The organism is Allorhizobium sp. DMC15 (assembly GCF_056314065.1).
The window spans coordinates 128279-144483 of sequence record NZ_JBQUZB010000001.1 but is presented as its reverse complement, the minus strand read 5'-3'; the positions used below and the strand labels follow the sequence as shown (position 1 = coordinate 144483).

Annotated in this window: 14 protein-coding genes; 11 read left to right on the top strand and 3 right to left on the bottom strand. The window is 62.9% G+C overall.

The features are described 5' to 3' along the window. Positions 1 to 29 precede the first annotated feature (29 nt). On the top strand, positions 30 to 353 hold the full coding sequence (locus ACT53S_RS00660) for a YbaB/EbfC family nucleoid-associated protein (protein ID WP_113376963.1): 324 nt from the start codon (positions 30 to 32) through the stop codon (positions 351 to 353). 22 nt (positions 354 to 375) lie between these two features. Here the strand turns inward: ACT53S_RS00660 and ACT53S_RS00655 are convergent, their stop codons facing one another. Together ACT53S_RS00655 and ACT53S_RS00650 are read right to left on the bottom strand one after the other, a co-directional pair. Then, positions 376 to 1266 carry an alpha/beta hydrolase family protein gene (locus ACT53S_RS00655; protein WP_476065560.1) on the bottom strand — a complete coding sequence of 297 codons (891 nt, stop codon included), beginning with the start codon at positions 1264 to 1266 and terminating at the stop codon, positions 376 to 378. A gap of 78 nt (positions 1267 to 1344) precedes the next feature. Next, entirely contained in the window at positions 1345 to 1965 is a 621-nt protein-coding gene (locus tag ACT53S_RS00650) for an MOSC domain-containing protein (protein WP_476065559.1), read from the bottom strand. A 57-nt stretch (positions 1966 to 2022) separates the two neighbouring features. Between ACT53S_RS00650 and recR the strand changes: the two genes are divergently transcribed. Further along, positions 2023 to 2628 (top strand): recombination mediator RecR, encoded by a 606-nt coding sequence (gene recR / locus ACT53S_RS00645; protein WP_113376960.1) that lies wholly within the window; start codon positions 2023 to 2025, stop codon positions 2626 to 2628. A 22-nt stretch (positions 2629 to 2650) separates the two neighbouring features. Then, positions 2651 to 3910 (top strand): lytic murein transglycosylase, encoded by a 1260-nt coding sequence (locus ACT53S_RS00640; RefSeq protein WP_476065558.1) that lies wholly within the window; start codon positions 2651 to 2653, stop codon positions 3908 to 3910. A 218-nt stretch (positions 3911 to 4128) separates the two neighbouring features. On the opposite strand, the gene ACT53S_RS00635 is transcribed toward ACT53S_RS00640, so the two are convergent. Then, on the bottom strand, positions 4129 to 5757 hold the full coding sequence (locus ACT53S_RS00635; RefSeq protein ID WP_142072444.1) for an MFS transporter: 1629 nt from the start codon (positions 5755 to 5757) through the stop codon (positions 4129 to 4131). Between the two features lie 236 nt (positions 5758 to 5993). On the opposite strand from ACT53S_RS00635, the gene rimP reads away from it, so the two are divergent. The 8 genes from rimP to pnp all read left to right on the top strand — a co-directional run bounded on the left by rimP (position 5994) and on the right by pnp (position 16130). Then, positions 5994 to 6590 carry a ribosome maturation factor RimP gene (rimP, locus tag ACT53S_RS00630; RefSeq protein WP_476066613.1) on the top strand — a complete coding sequence of 199 codons (597 nt, stop codon included), beginning with the start codon at positions 5994 to 5996 and terminating at the stop codon, positions 6588 to 6590. Positions 6591 to 6646: 56 nt separating this feature from the next. Beyond that, positions 6647 to 8254 carry a transcription termination factor NusA gene (nusA, locus tag ACT53S_RS00625; protein ID WP_113378317.1) on the top strand — a complete coding sequence of 536 codons (1608 nt, stop codon included), beginning with the start codon at positions 6647 to 6649 and terminating at the stop codon, positions 8252 to 8254. Further along, positions 8254 to 8937, top strand: coding sequence for an RNA-binding protein (locus ACT53S_RS00620; protein ID WP_142072442.1), 684 nt, complete (start codon positions 8254 to 8256; stop codon positions 8935 to 8937). Before nusA ends, ACT53S_RS00620 begins: the two co-directional genes overlap by 1 nt. Positions 8938 to 9038: 101 nt before the next feature. Then, positions 9039 to 11732, top strand: coding sequence for a translation initiation factor IF-2 (gene infB, locus ACT53S_RS00615; RefSeq protein ID WP_476065557.1), 2694 nt, complete (start codon positions 9039 to 9041; stop codon positions 11730 to 11732). 157 nt (positions 11733 to 11889) lie between these two features. Continuing rightward, a complete protein-coding gene (gene rbfA, locus ACT53S_RS00610) occupies positions 11890 to 12294 on the top strand; it encodes a 30S ribosome-binding factor RbfA (protein ID WP_113378320.1) in 405 nt (134 codons plus the stop codon). A 12-nt stretch (positions 12295 to 12306) separates the two neighbouring features. Further along, positions 12307 to 13236, top strand: coding sequence for a tRNA pseudouridine(55) synthase TruB (gene truB / locus ACT53S_RS00605; RefSeq protein WP_476065556.1), 930 nt, complete (start codon positions 12307 to 12309; stop codon positions 13234 to 13236). A gap of 164 nt (positions 13237 to 13400) precedes the next feature. Further along, the gene (gene rpsO, locus ACT53S_RS00600) at positions 13401 to 13670 is read left to right on the top strand and encodes a 30S ribosomal protein S15 (protein WP_112513272.1); all 270 of its coding nucleotides are present in this window, start codon (positions 13401 to 13403) and stop codon (positions 13668 to 13670) included. A gap of 315 nt (positions 13671 to 13985) precedes the next feature. Continuing rightward, the gene (gene pnp / locus ACT53S_RS00595) at positions 13986 to 16130 is read left to right on the top strand and encodes a polyribonucleotide nucleotidyltransferase (RefSeq protein WP_476065555.1); all 2145 of its coding nucleotides are present in this window, start codon (positions 13986 to 13988) and stop codon (positions 16128 to 16130) included. Positions 16131 to 16205 lie beyond the last annotated feature (75 nt).

Below are 16205 nucleotides of genomic sequence, written 5' to 3'. Positions count from 1 at the left end.
CTAATCGACACAGGACCAAGGAGACGACGATGCGCGACATCATGGGCATGATGGGCAAGGTCAAGGAAATGCAGGGCAAGATGGAGAAGATGCAGGCGGAAATCGCCGCACTCGAAATCGAGGGCAAGTCCGGCGGTGGCCTGGTGACGGTCGTGCTCACCGGCAAGGGCGAGCTGCGCGGCGTCAAGATCGATCCGTCGCTGTTCAAAGAAGACGAGGTCGAGATCCTCGAAGACCTGATCGTGGCCGCTCACAAGGACGCCAAGGACAAGGTGGAAGCGCAGACCCAGGAAAAGATGGCTTCGGTGACCGCCGGCATTCCGCTGCCGCCCGGCATGAAGCTGCCGTTCTGATAACCATACCGGATCGGGTCTGTCAGGGATAGACCCGATCTTGCCAAGGGTTTCTCCCTTCTCGCAGAAATGCGAGGCTCTGACGCCAGAAGCCGTCCTGATGGCGGGCGTGGAAGAGATCGAAGTGACCGACCCGGTCAAGGCCGAGGTCCTGCGGTGCGAGGAGCACCTTGGTCACCGGGGCGCGGCGATAGTAGCGCATGGCGCGGCTGATCGCTTTCGGCGTCGCAAATTCATCGTCCGACATGGTGACGCTGAGGATCGGGCCCGTCGCGCTCGCGAAACGATCGCGCATGACTGCAGCTGCCGCGCGCGACAGCCCCTGTTCGGCCCTGCCCTGCTGCAAGCCCCAGCCATAGGCAACACCCTTCGGCAGATCCTCGAGCCAGCCCAGGCGCTTGCCGGGGAAATGGCCGAGGGCCAGGGTTACTGCCGGCATCGCGACATGCCATTTGAGAAACAGCGGCAGGCGCCGCGCCGGGAGATAGTCTCCCCAATAACCATACTGGCCGCCGACCGACAGCATGGCCGTCACGCGCCCGACGGCCGGCGAATAGCCCGGCAGGAAACCGCCGATGCTATGGCCGACAACGAGGACACGCCCGGATTCGTCCGTCTCCAAGGCATGGCGAAGCGCTGTGTCGAAATCCTGCTCGCCCCATTGCCGCCAGGTGAAGGTGGAGCCTTCGAGGTTTTCGGGGCGCGAAAGCCCTATGCCGCGATAGTCATAGGTGAGAACGGCAAAGCCATGGGCGGCCAGGAAGGCGGCGTAGCGATGGTAGTAGCGAGCGTGCACACCCGTTGCCGGATTGATGATCACCGTGGCTCGCCGGATTTCTCCGGGCTTCAGCCACCAATGGCCCGTGAGCCTGATCCCGTCGGGACAGGTCAGGTCAGTCTTCGTCTGGTCCATCACGCCTCCCTGCGGGCGGGATGATGGCGGCAAGGCGCGCCGGGGTAAAGCGGTGGGAGGTTAGACCTTCGGCGCAGGCTATATCTCGCCGGCGAGGATCGCGTCCCGGGTCTTGTAGTGGACGGGTGCCAAGAGATAACGGGCGCGATCAGTCTCGCTCAGCTTCCGACCATAGGTCGCCATCATGTCCTGCATCGTGACGCGCTCGCCGGTATAGGGGGTGTAGACGACGGGCTGTCCGGCTTCGACCATGCCGCCCTTGAGCACACGGGCATAGGCGCCCGGACGGGCGGCCTCTGTATAGCGCTTGACGATTTTCGGGTCGCCCATGTGAGCGGCAAAGGTGGCGCAGGGCATGCGGGGCGAGGTGATTTCGAGCAGGATCTCGCCGATGGCGAAGCGATCGCCGGCCGCGAGCCTCTGGCTCTCCAGGTCTTCGATCACGAGGTTTTCGCCAAACATGCCGTAGTGAAGCTCCCGACCGAGTTCGCGGCTCCACCAGTCGATGTCGAGGCTGCCCTGGATGTAGACGGCCTGATCGACACCGCCATGGTGCTTGCGGTCGAGGATCGCATCGCCGACGAGGCCTTCGGCATCGACCATGACCGGGCCCTGGATGGCGAGCTTGTTGATGCCGGTCTTGTACTTCTTGCCGGGAAGGGTTTCCGGGCGGCCGAGGCAGACTGCGAGGATTTTCATCGGAGACGTCCTGTTCTGCGATTCCGTTCTTTTCTTATATGGGCTAGAAACGCCGCCATGGCAAAACGAGTCACCGGCCCCGAAATCGAGAAACTGATCCAGCTTCTGGCGAAAGTGCCGGGGCTTGGTCCCCGCTCTGCCCGCCGCGCGGCGCTGCACCTGATTAAGAAGCGTGACCAGCTCATGGGGCCGCTCGGTCATGCGCTCGGCGAAGCCTATGACAAGGTGAAAATCTGCTCGTGCTGCGGCAATGTCGATACGATCGATCCCTGCACCGTATGCACCGACGTGCAGCGCGACCAGTCGGTGATCATCGTCGTCGAGGATGTTTCCGATCTCTGGGCGCTGGAACGGGCCGGCGCGATGAATGCCGCCTATCACGTGCTGGGGGGAACACTGTCGCCGCTCGATGGAGTCGGACCCGATGATCTCAACATCAAGGGGCTGATCGACCGTGTCTCCAAGGGCGGGATCCGTGAGATCATCATCGCGGTCAACGCGACCGTCGAGGGGCAGACCACGGCGCATTACATCACCGACCACCTGACGGGGCTCGACGTGAAGATCACAAGGCTCGCCCATGGCGTTCCCGTGGGTGGCGAACTCGATTATCTCGACGAAGGCACCTTGTCTGCTGCCCTTCGCGCCCGGACGGCGATCTGACCGCTCCTTTGAGGAGGCAAACATGCTGCGACTGATTTCTCTGCCAGGCCGTCTGTTGACCCTTGCCGGCATTTTGCTCGGCTCTGCCACCAGCGCCTTGTCTGCGCCCTCAAAAGCAGAGGTGGAGGCGCAGTTCCAGCGCTGGATCGCAACCGATCTCTGGCAGGCTGCGAAAGTCGGGGGCATCGAAAAGTCGGTTTTCGACATGACCATGCAAGGCGTGACCCTGAATTGGGATCTGCCGGATCTCGTGCCGCCGGGCACGACGCCGCCGAAGGAACAGGCGCAGACCCAGGCAGAGTTCTCCTCGCCGGCGAGCTATTTCTCCGAAAAGCGGCTGCAGGGGCTCGCGGCCACCGGTCGGGCGCTTGCCGGACAATATGGCTCGACGCTGCGCAAGATCGAGGCGACCTATGGGGTTCCGGGATCAGTCCTTCTGGCGATCTGGGGCCGTGAATCCGGCTATGGCAAAGCCAAACTGCCCTACCGGGCGATCGACGTGCTGGCAACGAAGGCCTTCATGTCGACGCGCAAACCGCTCTTTCAGCAGGAGCTGATCTCGGCGTTGCACATTATCGAAGGCGGCGACGTGGCGGCGGAACGAATGATGGGTTCGTGGGCCGGGGCGCTCGGCCAGCCGCAATTCATGCCGGGCAGCTATCTGAAATATGCCGTCGACTTCGATGGCGACGGCAAGCGTGACATCTGGAATTCGGTGCCGGATGCGCTGGCCTCTATGGCCAACTATCTGGTGAAGAGCGGTTGGCAGCGGGGTCGTGACTGGGGTTTCGAGGTAGTGATCCCGGACGATGTGTCCTGCGCGCAGGAGGGACCCGATCGGGCGAAGCTCGTTTCCGTCTGGACCGGGGAAGGCATTCGCCGGGTTTCGGGCAAGGGCTTTCCGGCGAATGAAACCGGGCTGTCGGCCATGATGCTGGTGCCGGCCGGGACCCATGGCCCGGAATTCATCGTCACGCCGAATTTCTACGTGATCAAGGAATACAACAATTCCGACCTCTACGCCCTGTTCATCGGCAATCTGGCCGACCGGATCGGCTCCGGCGGCGGCGCCTTCAAGGGCGCGTGGGGCGATGTCGGCAAGATGCTGCGCTCCGACGTGCTCGCCATGCAGCAGGCGCTGGTGGCTCAGGGTTATGATGTCGGCAAAGTCGACGGGCTTCCGGGCTACAAGACGCGGCGGTCGCTCGGCGAATGGCAGGCGCGGCAGGGCATGCGACCAACCTGCTATCCCAGCGAAAGCCTTAAGGCGAAACTGCGCTGAGCCAATCTCCCCCTTATGAGTCTAGAGAGACTTCTATTAAGAGAAGACCCCTCCCCACCCTCCCCACAAGGGGGAGGGCTTAACCCGGCCGCGCCGCCGTGCGTTCGGAATGAGCGGAGTGAGCGAGCTCTTCTTCTCTCTTTTGGGAAAGCTGGCCGTCCTTCCTTCCAAGCACAGGCCCAGAGGGATGAGGTTTATTCCCAAGCGGTTGTCGTGGTTCAAGGGTGATCAATCGGGTGCTGGTGGAACACGTCATCCGAGGGAGGGATGGCCTGCCGTTCGATCATGCGATGGACATGCGGCGGTGAGGCGCCGCGATGGAGTTCCAGCAGACGGTCGGTGATCTCGGCATCGGCCTTTGTGCGCCGGTGGTTGTGGCGGACGTAATCCACCCAGGTCGGGACGTGATAGGTTTCAGTCCAGATGTCGGGGTTTTCCAGATCGCGCATCAAGGTCCAGTTGCGGGCACCGTCGCGCAGACGGATGCGGCGGCGCTCGACCATGACCGCCAGGAATTCCGGCATGTCCGCATCGGCGATCTCGAAATCGATCTGGATGACGATCGGGCCGCTGCGCGGACGAATGTCGAGCCGCAGGGCGGGTTCGTTGAACCGGTTCAGCGGGTCGAGATCGAGGGTGGCAAAGGCCGGCATGGGCAGGAAGAAACCGATGGCGACGCCTACTATCATCAGGATGCTGGAGGCGACGAGAGCCTCCGGGGAGCCGGAGTTTTCCGCCACGGCGCCCCAGATCCAGCTGCCCGTCGCCATGCCGCCGAAGGTGGCTGTCTGGTAGAGGGACAGGGCCCGTCCCACGACCCAGCGCGGCGTCGAAAGCTGGACCACCGTGTTGAACAGCGACAGGGCGAGAACCCAACAGGCGCCGGCCAGGACCAGGGCTGCGGCCGTCAGCCAGATCGAGGTGCTGATCCCTGTGATGGCGGCTGCGAGCGCGAAGCCGGCGAAGGATGCGCGGACGATATCCTCGCTCGACAGGATCTCGCGCAGGCGCTGGTTGCCGAGGGCACCGAGAATGGCGCCGAAGCCGAAGGCGCCGAGCAGGCCGCCATAGGACAAGGCGCCGCCTGACAATTGGTCGCGGGCCACGATGGGGAGCAGGGAGAGAATGGCGGTGGCGGTGAGGCCGAAGACGAAGCCGCGAAACAGCACCTTGCCGAGATTGGGCGACATGGAGACGTAGCGCATGCCGGCCCAGACCGCCTGGCCCAGCTGTTCGCGCGGCAGAGGGTTCTTGGGATAATCCGGCTTCCAGCGAAAGAGCGCGTAGACAATCGCGAAGTAGGAGACGGTGTTGACCGCAAAGGCGGCGGCCGCGCCGGCAAAGGCGACAATCATGCCGCCGATGGCCGGACCGACGCTGCGGGTGATGTTGAAGCCCATGCTGTTCAGCGAGACGGCGGCGGCAAGATCCTGCCGCGGGACGATGTCACCGACCGAGGCCTGCCAGGCTGGATTGTTCAGCGCCGTGCCGCAGCCGATCAGGAAGGTGAAGCCGAGAAGCGACCAGGGCGTGATCATTCCGAGGAAAGCGAAGAGCGTGAGCAGGGCCGAAACCGTGATCATGAAGAGCTGGGCGGCGATCATCACGCGGCGACGATCGAAACTGTCGGCAATGGCGCCGGCGACCAGCGAGAGCAGCATGATCGGCCCGGTGTTGGAGGCCTGGACCAAGGCCACCATGTTTTCCGAGGTCGAGATCGAGGCCATCATCCAGGCGGCCCCGACACCCTGGATCAGCCCGCCGAGATTGGAGGAGATGCTGGCGAGCCAGATCCGCCGGTAGAACTCATTGCGCAGGGGAGAAAGAGGGGAGCGTCTGTCGGGCACGGGGTGGCTCGTCCTTTGGTCGGGGGAGAGCTGGCAAGCAGCCGGGGTGAACTTGCAACATGCAACGCATCAGAGGCAAGAATGTTTTCGCCCCCTGGAAAAGCTTGCAATTGCCGGGTCGCTGGCGTATATGACGTTCAAATTCTTGATCGACAGATGAAGGGTGGGCCCGGAAGGACCCGCTCTTTTTTATTGGCGATCACAGCCAATCGGGAGTAAAACGATTGTCCGAAGAGATGCCGCAGCCGGCACCCGGCGAAGCACGGATCATCATTGAGACGGGGCTTGACCGTCGTATCGCAGATATCATCGAGCCTGTGCTCGTCGCGATGGATTTCAAACTGGTTCGCGTGCGCATGATGAACCAGAACGGAATGACGCTGCAGATCATGGCAGAACGCAACGACGGCACGATGACCGTCGAGGACTGCGAAGCTGTGTCGATGGCGATTTCGCCAGTGCTCGACGTCGAGGATCCGGTCGACAAGGCCTATCACCTCGAGGTTTCGTCGCCGGGCATCGACCGTCCGATGGTGCGCAAGTCCGATTTCACGCGCTGGAACGGCCATCTGGTGAAGTGCGAAACCTCGATCCTGGTGGACAACCGCAAGCGTTTTCGCGGCAAGATCACCGCGGTCAACGAGGATGGCTTCACGCTTGAGCGTGATCAGGTCGCCTATGGCGAGGAGCCGCAGGTGGTGATCCCGTTCAATACGCTTTCGGAAGCCAAGCTCATCCTGACGGACGATCTGATCCGTGACGCGCTGCGGGCCGACAAGCTGGCCAAGGCGCAGGCCGCGAACCAGAACGACGAAGACGACAGCGAAGAATAACGTTTGACCCAAAACCTCGCGGCAAGGCGCCCGGGGGTGAAGACGGAGACCTACACATGGCAGTCAGTGCTAACCGGCTCGAGCTCTTGCAGATCGCAGATGCCGTTGCCCGTGAAAAGGTGATCGACCGCGAAATCGTGCTCGCCGCCATGGCCGACGCGATCCAGAAGGCTGCCCGTTCGCGTTACGGCACCGAGACCAATATCCGCGCCGACATCAACTCGAAGACCGGCGAAATCCGCCTGCAGCGTCTTCTCGAGGTTGTCGAGAAGGTCGAGGACTACTCGACCCAAATCGCGCTGGAACTGGCCCGCGACCGCAATGTCGACGCCAAGCTCGGCGACTTCATCGCCGACCCGCTGCCGCCGATGGATTTCGGCCGCATTGCCGCACAGTCGGCCAAGCAGGTCATCGTGCAGAAGGTGCGCGAAGCCGAGCGTGACCGCCAGTATGACGAGTTCAAGGACCGCGTCGGCGAGATCATCAACGGCACCGTCAAGCGCGTGGAATACGGCAACGTGATCGTCGACCTCGGCCGTGGCGAAGGCATCATCCGTCGCGACGAAATGATCCCGCGCGAAGCCTTCCGCTATGGCGATCGCGTGCGTGCGTACGTATATGATGTTCGTCGCGAGCAGCGCGGCCCGCAGATCTTCCTGTCGCGTACCCATCCGCAGTTCATGGTGAAGCTGTTCACCATGGAAGTGCCTGAGATCTACGACGGCATCATCCAGATCAAGTCGGTTGCCCGTGACCCGGGTTCGCGCGCCAAGATCGCCGTCATCTCGAACGATAGCTCGATCGATCCGGTGGGCGCCTGCGTCGGTATGCGCGGTTCGCGCGTCCAGGCCGTTGTCGGCGAGCTCCAGGGCGAAAAGATCGACATCATTCCGTGGAGCCAGGACCCGGCTTCCTTCATCGTCAACGCCCTGCAGCCGGCTGAAGTCGCCAAGGTCGTTCTCGACGAAGATGCAGAGCGGATCGAAGTCGTGGTTCCGGACGAGCAGCTGTCGCTGGCCATCGGCCGTCGCGGTCAGAACGTTCGTCTGGCCTCGCAGCTGACCGGCTGGGACATCGACATCATGACGGAAGCCGAGGAATCGGAACGCCGTCAGAAGGAATTCAACGAACGCACCAACCTCTTCATGGATGCGCTCGACGTCGACGAAATGGTTGGCCAGGTTCTGGCATCGGAAGGCTTCGCGCAGGTCGAGGAAGTCGCCTATGTCGATCTGAACGAAATCGCCTCGATCGACGGTTTCGACGAAGACACGGCGCAGGAAATCCAGACCCGCGCCCGCGAATACCTCGACAAGATCGAGGCCGAAATGGATGCCAAGCGCAAGGAACTCGGCGTTTCCGACGAACTGCGCCAGATCGACGGCCTGACCTCGGCCATGCTGGTTGCGCTCGGCGAAGACGGCATCAAGACGATCGAGGACTTTGCCGGTTGCGCCGCTGACGATCTCGTCGGCTGGAGCGAGCGCAAGGATGGCGAGACGAAGAAGTTCGAGGGCCTCTTCTCGAAGTTCGACGTAACGCGTGCCGAGGCTGAGGCCATGGTCGTGCAGGCGCGTCTGGCCGCCGGCTGGATCACCGAAGAGGACATTGCTGCCGAAACGGCTGAAGCGGAAGGCGAAGCCGACGTCGAGCAAGAGGCGTGATGACCGCGCTGACGCCCGAGGCGCCGGAGAACGAGGACGATTTCGACCTCTCCGAAGCGAACGGACGGATGTGCATCGTCACCCGTGACAGCGGATCGCCCGATACGCTGTTGCGGTTCGTGGCAGCACCGGACGGAACTGTCATTCCCGACCTGAAGCGCACGCTTCCCGGTCGGGGATGCTGGGTGAGCCCCCGCCGCGAGGCGGTGGACAAGGCCGTGGCGAAGAAGCTTTTCGCCCGCGCCCTGAAGCGGGATGTGAAGGCGGATCCGGAACTCGGGGCCGCCGTCGACCGTCTGCTGGTTTCCCAGTTGACGGGCATGATGAACATGGCGCGCAAGGCCGGCCAGTTCATCAGCGGCGCTGCCAAGGTGGAGGCCGCAGTGAGAAATGGCGAGGCCATCGCGGTGTTCCATTCAAAGGATGCGGCGGCGGACGGCATACGCAAGATCGACCAGGCCCGAAAGGCCTGGCACCTCGGAACAGGAGCCGATGCGGAAATTCCCGCGTTCCATCTTCTGACCGGGGCGGAATTGGACGAACTGATGGGCCAGAATGCGTTTATCCATGCTTGCGCGCTTGCAGGGCAGGCGGGTGAGGGTGTAGTGAAACGCGCAACTCTGCTCGAAACCTATCGCGGCCCGACGCCGCAGGTCTCGAGCGCTGGCCCGAAACCACAATGACGCGGTCACCGGCGAAAGCCGGCCTCCGTGGTTTAGGACAGTATGTGAACGGCGTGGTCTGATGCTCGGCATCCGGCCTCGCTCGAAGGAACGGGAACGGAATGACCGACAACAAAGACGACAAGACAATCGGCGTGAAGAAGACACTCACCCTGAAGCCCTCGGGGATGAGCCAGGGTACCGTGCGCCAGGACATGGGGCGCGGCCGTACGAAGTCGGTCGTCGTCGAGACGGTGAAGCGCCGCCCGACCCGCCCGCTGGATGAAAAGCCGATCACCCCTATCGCAGCACCGGCAGCCCAGGCACCCGCTCAGGCACCGGCACCGGCCCCCGTGGCCGCTGCTGCGCGCCCGGCGCCTGCACCGACGCAGACCCGCGTGCACCAGCCGACACCGCAGCCGCAGCGTCCCCAGCAGCCGCAGCGCCCGCAATCTTCGCAGCCGCCACGCCAGCAGGACCGCCCGCGGGGCGCCGTTCTGCACGATCTGTCGGCGGGCGAAATGGAGGCGCGTCGCCGTGCGCTTCTCGAAGCCCAGGCCCGTGAAGTCGAGGAAGCCAAGCAACGCGTGATCGAAGAGGCCCGCCGCAAGGCCGAGGCCGAAGAAGCCGCCCGTCTGGCTGCCGAAGAGGCCGCCCGCCGTGCAGCAGAGCCCCAACCCGAGCCGGAACCGGAAATCGTTCCGACACCCGTCGTTGCGCCTGTTGCCAGCGCACCGGCTGCAGCCCGCCCGAATGCCGCGCCTGCGGCACCGGCGGCCGCACCCGGCTTCGCCCGCGGCCGCAAGGCAAACGACGACGACGATGATCGGGCATCTCCGCGCGCTGTTCCGGGCCGCGGCAAGGTCGCCATGCCGGCTCCGGCCAAGGTCCCTGCCCGTCCGAAGGCCGAAGAAGATCGCCGTCGCGGCAAGCTGACGGTCACGAGCGCTGCCGTTGACGACGAAGGTGGCGCAGCGCGCGGCCGTTCGCTCGCCTCCATGCGCCGTCGCCAGGAGAAGTTCCGCCGCAGCCAGATGCAGGAAACCCGCGAGAAGGTCATGCGCGAGGTTATCCTGCCGGAAACGATTACGATTCAGGAACTGTCGCAGCGCATGTCCGAACGCGCGGTCGACGTCATCAAGTACCTGATGAAGGAAGGCCAGATGATGAAGCCGGGCGACGTCATCGACGCCGACCTCGCCGAAATCATCGCGACCGAATTCGGCCATACCGTCAAGCGCGTTTCGGAATCCGACGTCGAAGAAGGCATCTTCAACGTCAAGGACGACGAAGGCGAGCTGGTTTCCCGTCCGCCGGTCGTGACCATCATGGGTCACGTCGACCACGGCAAGACCTCGCTGCTCGACGCCATCCGCAAGACCTCGGTCGTCTCGGGCGAAGCCGGTGGCATCACCCAGCATATCGGTGCCTATCAGGTCGAACAGAACGGCCAGAAGATCACCTTCATCGACACCCCCGGCCACGCCGCCTTTACGGCGATGCGTGCCCGTGGCGCTCAGGCGACCGACATCGCGATCCTCGTGGTGGCTGCCGACGACAGCGTGATGCCGCAGACGATCGAATCGATCAACCACGCCAAGGCGGCCAACGTGCCGATCATCGTGGCGATCAACAAGATCGACAAGCATGAGGCAAACCCGGACAAGGTTCGCCAGCAGCTTCTGCAGCACGAAGTCTTCGTCGAATCCATGGGTGGTGAAGTGCTCGACGTCGAAGTCTCGGCGAAGAACAAGCTCAACCTCGACAAGCTGCTCGAAGCCGTGCTTCTGCAGGCCGAAATTCTCGACCTGAAGGCCGACCCGAAGCGTACTGCCGAAGGTACCGTCATCGAAGCGCAGCTCGACCGCGGTCGTGGTGCGGTCGCGACCGTGCTCGTTCAGAAGGGCACGCTGAAGCCCGGCCAGATCATCGTGGCCGGCGATCAGTGGGGCCGTGTCCGCGCGCTCGTCAACGACAAGGGCGAACACGTCAAGGAAGCGGGTCCTGCCATGCCGGTCGAGATCCTCGGCCTGTCGGGCACGCCTGCTGCCGGCGACAAGTTCGCCGTGGTCGAGAACGAGAGCCGTGCTCGCGAGATCTCCGAGTATCGTCAGCGTCTTGCCCGCGACAAGGCGGCTGCCCGCCAATCGGGTCAGCGCGGTTCGCTCGAGCAGATGATGAGCAAGCTGCAGGATACCGGCTTCAAGGAATTCCCGCTGGTCATCAAGGCCGACGTGCAGGGTTCCGTCGAAGCGATCGTTGCAGCGCTCGACAAGCTCGGCACCGACGAAGTTCGGGCCCGCATCGTCCATTCGGGCGCCGGTGCGATCACGGAATCGGATATCTCGCTGGCCGAGGCCTCCAACGCCGCGATCATCGGCTTCAACGTCCGTGCCAATGCCCAGGCGCGCACCGCGTCCGAGCGTGCCGGCATCGAGATCCGCTACTACAACATCATCTACGATCTGGTGGATGACGTGAAGGCAGCGATGTCGGGCCTGCTCTCGCCGGAGCGTCGCGAGACCTTCCTCGGCAATGCCGAAATCCTCGAGGTGTTCAACATCACGAAGGTCGGCAAGGTCGCAGGTTGCCGCGTCATCGAAGGCAAGGTCGAACGTGGGGCCGGCGTGCGCCTGGTGCGCGACAACGTGGTCATCCACGAAGGCAAGCTCAAGACGCTCAAGCGCTTCAAGGACGAAGTCTCGGAAGTGCCGATGGGTCAGGAATGCGGTATGGCCTTTGAGAACTACGAAGACATCCGCGCCGGCGACACGATCGAGTGCTTCCGCGTGGAACACATCACGCGTACGCTCTGATCCCAGGCGTTTCGAACCACGATCTCTTCGGGCGCCGGATTTTCCGGCGCTCGCTGTTTATGGAGATCGCGATCTTCGGCATCAGCCGAACCTAGAACACATGGCATGACCTGGACGGCCAGACCTCTGGCCGCCGCATGCGAAAGGCAACTGAACCATGACCAAAGCAACCTCATCGGCACCTTCGCAGCGCATGCTGCGCGTCGGCGAGCAGGTGCGCGCCGCCATCACTCAGGTCCTGCAGCGCGGCGAAGTCCGCGACGACGTCATCGAGAAGACGGTGATTTCGATCTCCGAAGTCCGCATGTCGCCGGACCTGAAGATCGCGACCGCCTATGTGACGCCGCTCGGCGTCAAGGACCATGACAGCGTGATCGCCGCGCTGAACAAGAACGCCAAGTTCATCCGCGGGCGGCTGGGCAATCAGCTGCGCCAGATGAAATACATGCCGGAAGTGCGCTTCCGCGACGATACGAGCTTCGACAACTATCAGAAGATCGACGCGCTGCTGCGCTCGCCGGAGGTTCAGCGCGACCTCGGCACCGACGAAGAACAAGACTGAGAAAAGAACTAGATGTCAAAACCCCGCAAGCCCAAGGGCCGTCCGATTTCGGGCTGGCTCATCCTCGACAAGCCGGTGGATTTCGGCTCGACCGAGGCGGTCGGCAAGATCAAGTGGCTGTTCAATGCCCAAAAGGCTGGCCATGCCGGAACGCTCGACCCGCTCGCATCCGGCATGCTGCCGATCGCGCTCGGTGATGCGACGAAAACCGTGCCTTACGTGATGGACGGGCGCAAGATCTACGAATTCACCGTGACGTGGGGTGAAGAACGCTCGACGGACGATCTTGAGGGCGAGGTGACGCAGAGCTCGGACAAGCGCCCGACCGAAGCCGACATCAAGGCACTGCTTCCGAACTACACTGGAACGATCAACCAGACCCCGCCGCAGTTCTCTGCGATCAAGATTGCCGGCGAGCGCGCCTATGATCTGGCGCGCGATGGCGAGACGGTCGAGATCCCGTCACGTGAAGTGGACGTCCACCGGCTGACGCTGTTGAAATGCGAGACGGATCGGGCCTTTTTCGAAGTTGAATGCGGCAAGGGGACCTATGTGCGTTCGCTCGCCCGCGATTTCGGCCGCGATCTCGGCTGCTACGGGCATATCTCGAAGCTGCGCCGCAGCTATGTCGCCCCGTTTGCCGAAGAAACCATGGTGCCGCTGGCCGACCTGGTGGCGCTTGAAGCAATCGAGGACAAGGACGAGCGCCTGGCGGCGCTGGATGCCTTCCTGGTCGACACGGCAGAAGCGCTTTCCGCCCTCCCCCAGCTCAGGATCACCGAAGATCAGGCGCATCGGCTGCGGATGGGCAATCCGATCATCGTGCGCGGGCGCGATGCCCCGGTGGCCGAGCCGGAAGCGGTGGCGCTTTCCGGCAGCAAATTGGTGGCGATCGGCGAAATTGCCGGTGGCGAGTTTCACCCGCGGCGGGTCTTCAACTGAAACCGTGCCGTCGAATGCTCTTTTCTTTGGCATCTTTCCTTATGGCCGGGAATGGAGTATAGGCGGCACCAGCTTGTGCCAATGGCGCATGCCTTCACGGCCAATGCTGGACGACATCCCGGCGTTTGGCGACTTCTGTTCCTAAATTCCAGAAAGGATTTACGATGTCGATCACTGCAGAGCGCAAGGCCGCCCTCATCAAGGAATACGCAACCGCCGAAGGCGACACGGGTTCTCCGGAAGTCCAGGTCGCGATCCTGACCGAGCGCATCAACAACCTGACCGAACACTTCAAGGGTCACAAGAAGGACAACCACTCGCGTCGTGGCCTTCTGACCATGGTTTCGAGCCGCCGTTCGCTGCTCGACTACCTGAAGAAGAAGGACGAAGGCCGTTACACGAAGCTGATCACCAGCCTCGGCATCCGCCGCTAACAAGTTCCCGGCGGACCTTCCCGACGAAGGTCCGCCGGTTGCCTTTCCGGGTCAGGCGAAACGACCCGCGACCGGTTCCGCGCGACGATCGCCCGGAACGAACGACAGGCCGGATGGGCCGGATCTGTCGACGACAACCGATGACCTGTCATGGGGCAGGATTGTTGGATGCTTCCGCGCCCGAGGGCGATATTGCGGGACGACCCGCCGGATCCGAAGCCTCCCACTGTCTTGCCCGTGATTGCGTCAGCACATTGCAGACCGCCCGCCCCTGCCCTTCCGGCAGGACGAAGGTCCGCATATGAAGGACAAGATATGTTTGATGTTCACAGCGTTGAAATCGAGTGGGCAGGCCGCCCGCTGAAGCTGGAAACGGGCAAGATCGCCCGCCAGGCCGACGGCGCCGTTCTCGCCACTTATGGCGAAACCGTTGTTCTCGCTACCGTCGTTTCGGCCAAGGCGCCGAAGCCGGGGCAGGACTTCTTCCCGCTCACCGTCAATTACCAGGAAAAGACCTATGCCGCCGGCAAGATCCCGGGAGGCTATTTCAAGCGCGAAGGCCGTCCGTCGGAAAACGAAACGCTCGTTTCGCGCCTGATCGACCGTCCGATCCGCCCGCTCTTCCCGGAAGGCTACAAGAACGACACGCAGGTCGTCGTGACCGTCATCCAGCATGACCTGGAAAACAACCCGGACATCCTGTCGATGGTTGCTACCTCGGCCGCTCTGACGCTGTCTGGCGTCCCGTTCATGGGCCCGGTCGGCGGCGCCCGCGTCGGCTACATCAACGGCGAATTTGTTCTCAACCCGCATCTCGACGAGATGGATGAGTCTGTTCTCGACCTCGTCGTCGCCGGTACCTCCGACGCCGTTCTGATGGTCGAATCCGAAGCCAAGGAACTGAACGAAGACGTGATGCTCGGCGCCGTCATGTTCGGTCATCGCGGCTTCCAGCCGGTCATCGACGCGATCATCAAGCTCGCGGAAGTCGCTGCCAAGGAGCCGCGCGAGTTCGAACCGGAAGATCATTCCGCTCTCGAAGCCGAAATGCTCTCGATCGCCGAGACCGAACTGCGCGCTGCCTACAAGATCACCCAGAAGGCCGATCGCTATGCTGCTGTCGACGCCGTCAAGGCCAAGGTGAAGGCACACTTCTTCCCGGAAGGCGAAGAGCCGAAGTACACGAACGAAGTCGTTGGTGCCGTCTTCAAGCACCTGCAGGCCAAGATCGTTCGCTGGAACATCCTCGACACCAAGAGCCGTATCGACGGCCGCGATCTGTCGACCGTTCGTCCGATCGTCTCGGAAGTCGGCATCCTGCCGCGCACGCATGGTTCGGCACTCTTCACCCGCGGCGAAACGCAGGCGATCGTCGTTGCGACGCTCGGTACCGGCGAAGACGAGCAGTATGTCGACAGCCTGACTGGCATGTACAAGGAACGCTTCCTGCTGCACTACAACTTCCCGCCCTACTCGGTCGGTGAAACCGGTCGCATGGGCTCCCCGGGCCGCCGCGAAATCGGTCACGGCAAGCTCGCATGGCGCGCTATCCGTCCGATGCTGCCGTCGCCGGAACAGTTCCCCTACACGCTGCGCGTCGTCTCCGAGATCACCGAGTCGAACGGCTCGTCCTCGATGGCAACCGTCTGCGGCACCTCGCTCGCTCTCATGGACGCCGGTGTTCCGCTGGCCAAGCCAGTTGCCGGTATCGCCATGGGCCTGATCCTGGAAGGTGAGCGCTTTGCGGTTCTCTCCGACATCCTGGGTGACGAAGACCACCTCGGCGACATGGACTTCAAGGTAGCCGGCACCGCTGACGGCATCACCTCGCTGCAGATGGACATCAAGATCGCCGGCATCACCGAAGAGATCATGAAGGTCGCTCTCGGCCAGGCCCAGGGCGGTCGCAAACACATCCTCGGCGAAATGGCCAACGCCCTTTCGGAAAGCCGTGGCCAGCTCGGCGAATTTGCACCGCGCATCGAAGTGATGAACATCCCGGTCGACAAGATCCGCGAAGTCATCGGCTCGGGCGGCAAGGTCATCCGCGAAATCGTCGAGAAGACCGGCGCCAAGATCAACATCGAAGACGACGGCACGATCAAGATCGCTTCGTCCTCCGGCAAGGAAATCGAAGCGGCCCGCAAGTGGATCCACTCGATCGTGGCCGAACCGGAAGTCGGCGTGATCTACGAAGGTACCGTTGTGAAGACCGCCGACTTCGGCGCCTTCGTCAACTTCTTCGGTTCGCGTGACGGCCTCGTGCACATCTCGCAGCTCGCTTCCGAGCGCGTTGCCAAGACCTCCGACGTCGTCAAGGAAGGCGACAAGGTCTGGGTCAAGCTGATGGGCTTCGACGAGCGCGGCAAGGTTCGCCTGTCGATGAAGGCCGTCGACCAGGCCACCGGCAAGGAAATCGTTGCCGAGAAGAAGAAGGAAGACGGCGAAGCCGCTGAATAAGCGCGTCGGCGTCAGACCCTATCTCGAGGCGCGGGAGACATCCCGCGCCTTTTTCGTAAGCCCCTGAGACAATTC

Coding starts and splice junctions, on each gene's coding strand:
- ACT53S_RS00660 (WP_113376963.1), top strand. CDS start 30: ATGCGCGACATCATGGGCATGATGGGCAAGGTCAAGGAAATGCAGGGC.
- ACT53S_RS00655 (WP_476065560.1), bottom strand. CDS start 1,266: ATGGACCAGACGAAGACTGACCTGACCTGTCCCGACGGGATCAGGCTC.
- ACT53S_RS00650 (WP_476065559.1), bottom strand. CDS start 1,965: ATGAAAATCCTCGCAGTCTGCCTCGGCCGCCCGGAAACCCTTCCCGGC.
- recR (WP_113376960.1), top strand. CDS start 2,023: ATGGCAAAACGAGTCACCGGCCCCGAAATCGAGAAACTGATCCAGCTT.
- ACT53S_RS00640 (WP_476065558.1), top strand. CDS start 2,651: ATGCTGCGACTGATTTCTCTGCCAGGCCGTCTGTTGACCCTTGCCGGC.
- rimP (WP_476066613.1), top strand. CDS start 5,994: ATGCCGCAGCCGGCACCCGGCGAAGCACGGATCATCATTGAGACGGGG.
- nusA (WP_113378317.1), top strand. CDS start 6,647: ATGGCAGTCAGTGCTAACCGGCTCGAGCTCTTGCAGATCGCAGATGCC.
- ACT53S_RS00620 (WP_142072442.1), top strand. CDS start 8,254: ATGACCGCGCTGACGCCCGAGGCGCCGGAGAACGAGGACGATTTCGAC.
- infB (WP_476065557.1), top strand. CDS start 9,039: ATGACCGACAACAAAGACGACAAGACAATCGGCGTGAAGAAGACACTC.
- rbfA (WP_113378320.1), top strand. CDS start 11,890: ATGACCAAAGCAACCTCATCGGCACCTTCGCAGCGCATGCTGCGCGTC.
- truB (WP_476065556.1), top strand. CDS start 12,307: ATGTCAAAACCCCGCAAGCCCAAGGGCCGTCCGATTTCGGGCTGGCTC.
- rpsO (WP_112513272.1), top strand. CDS start 13,401: ATGTCGATCACTGCAGAGCGCAAGGCCGCCCTCATCAAGGAATACGCA.
- pnp (WP_476065555.1), top strand. CDS start 13,986: ATGTTTGATGTTCACAGCGTTGAAATCGAGTGGGCAGGCCGCCCGCTG.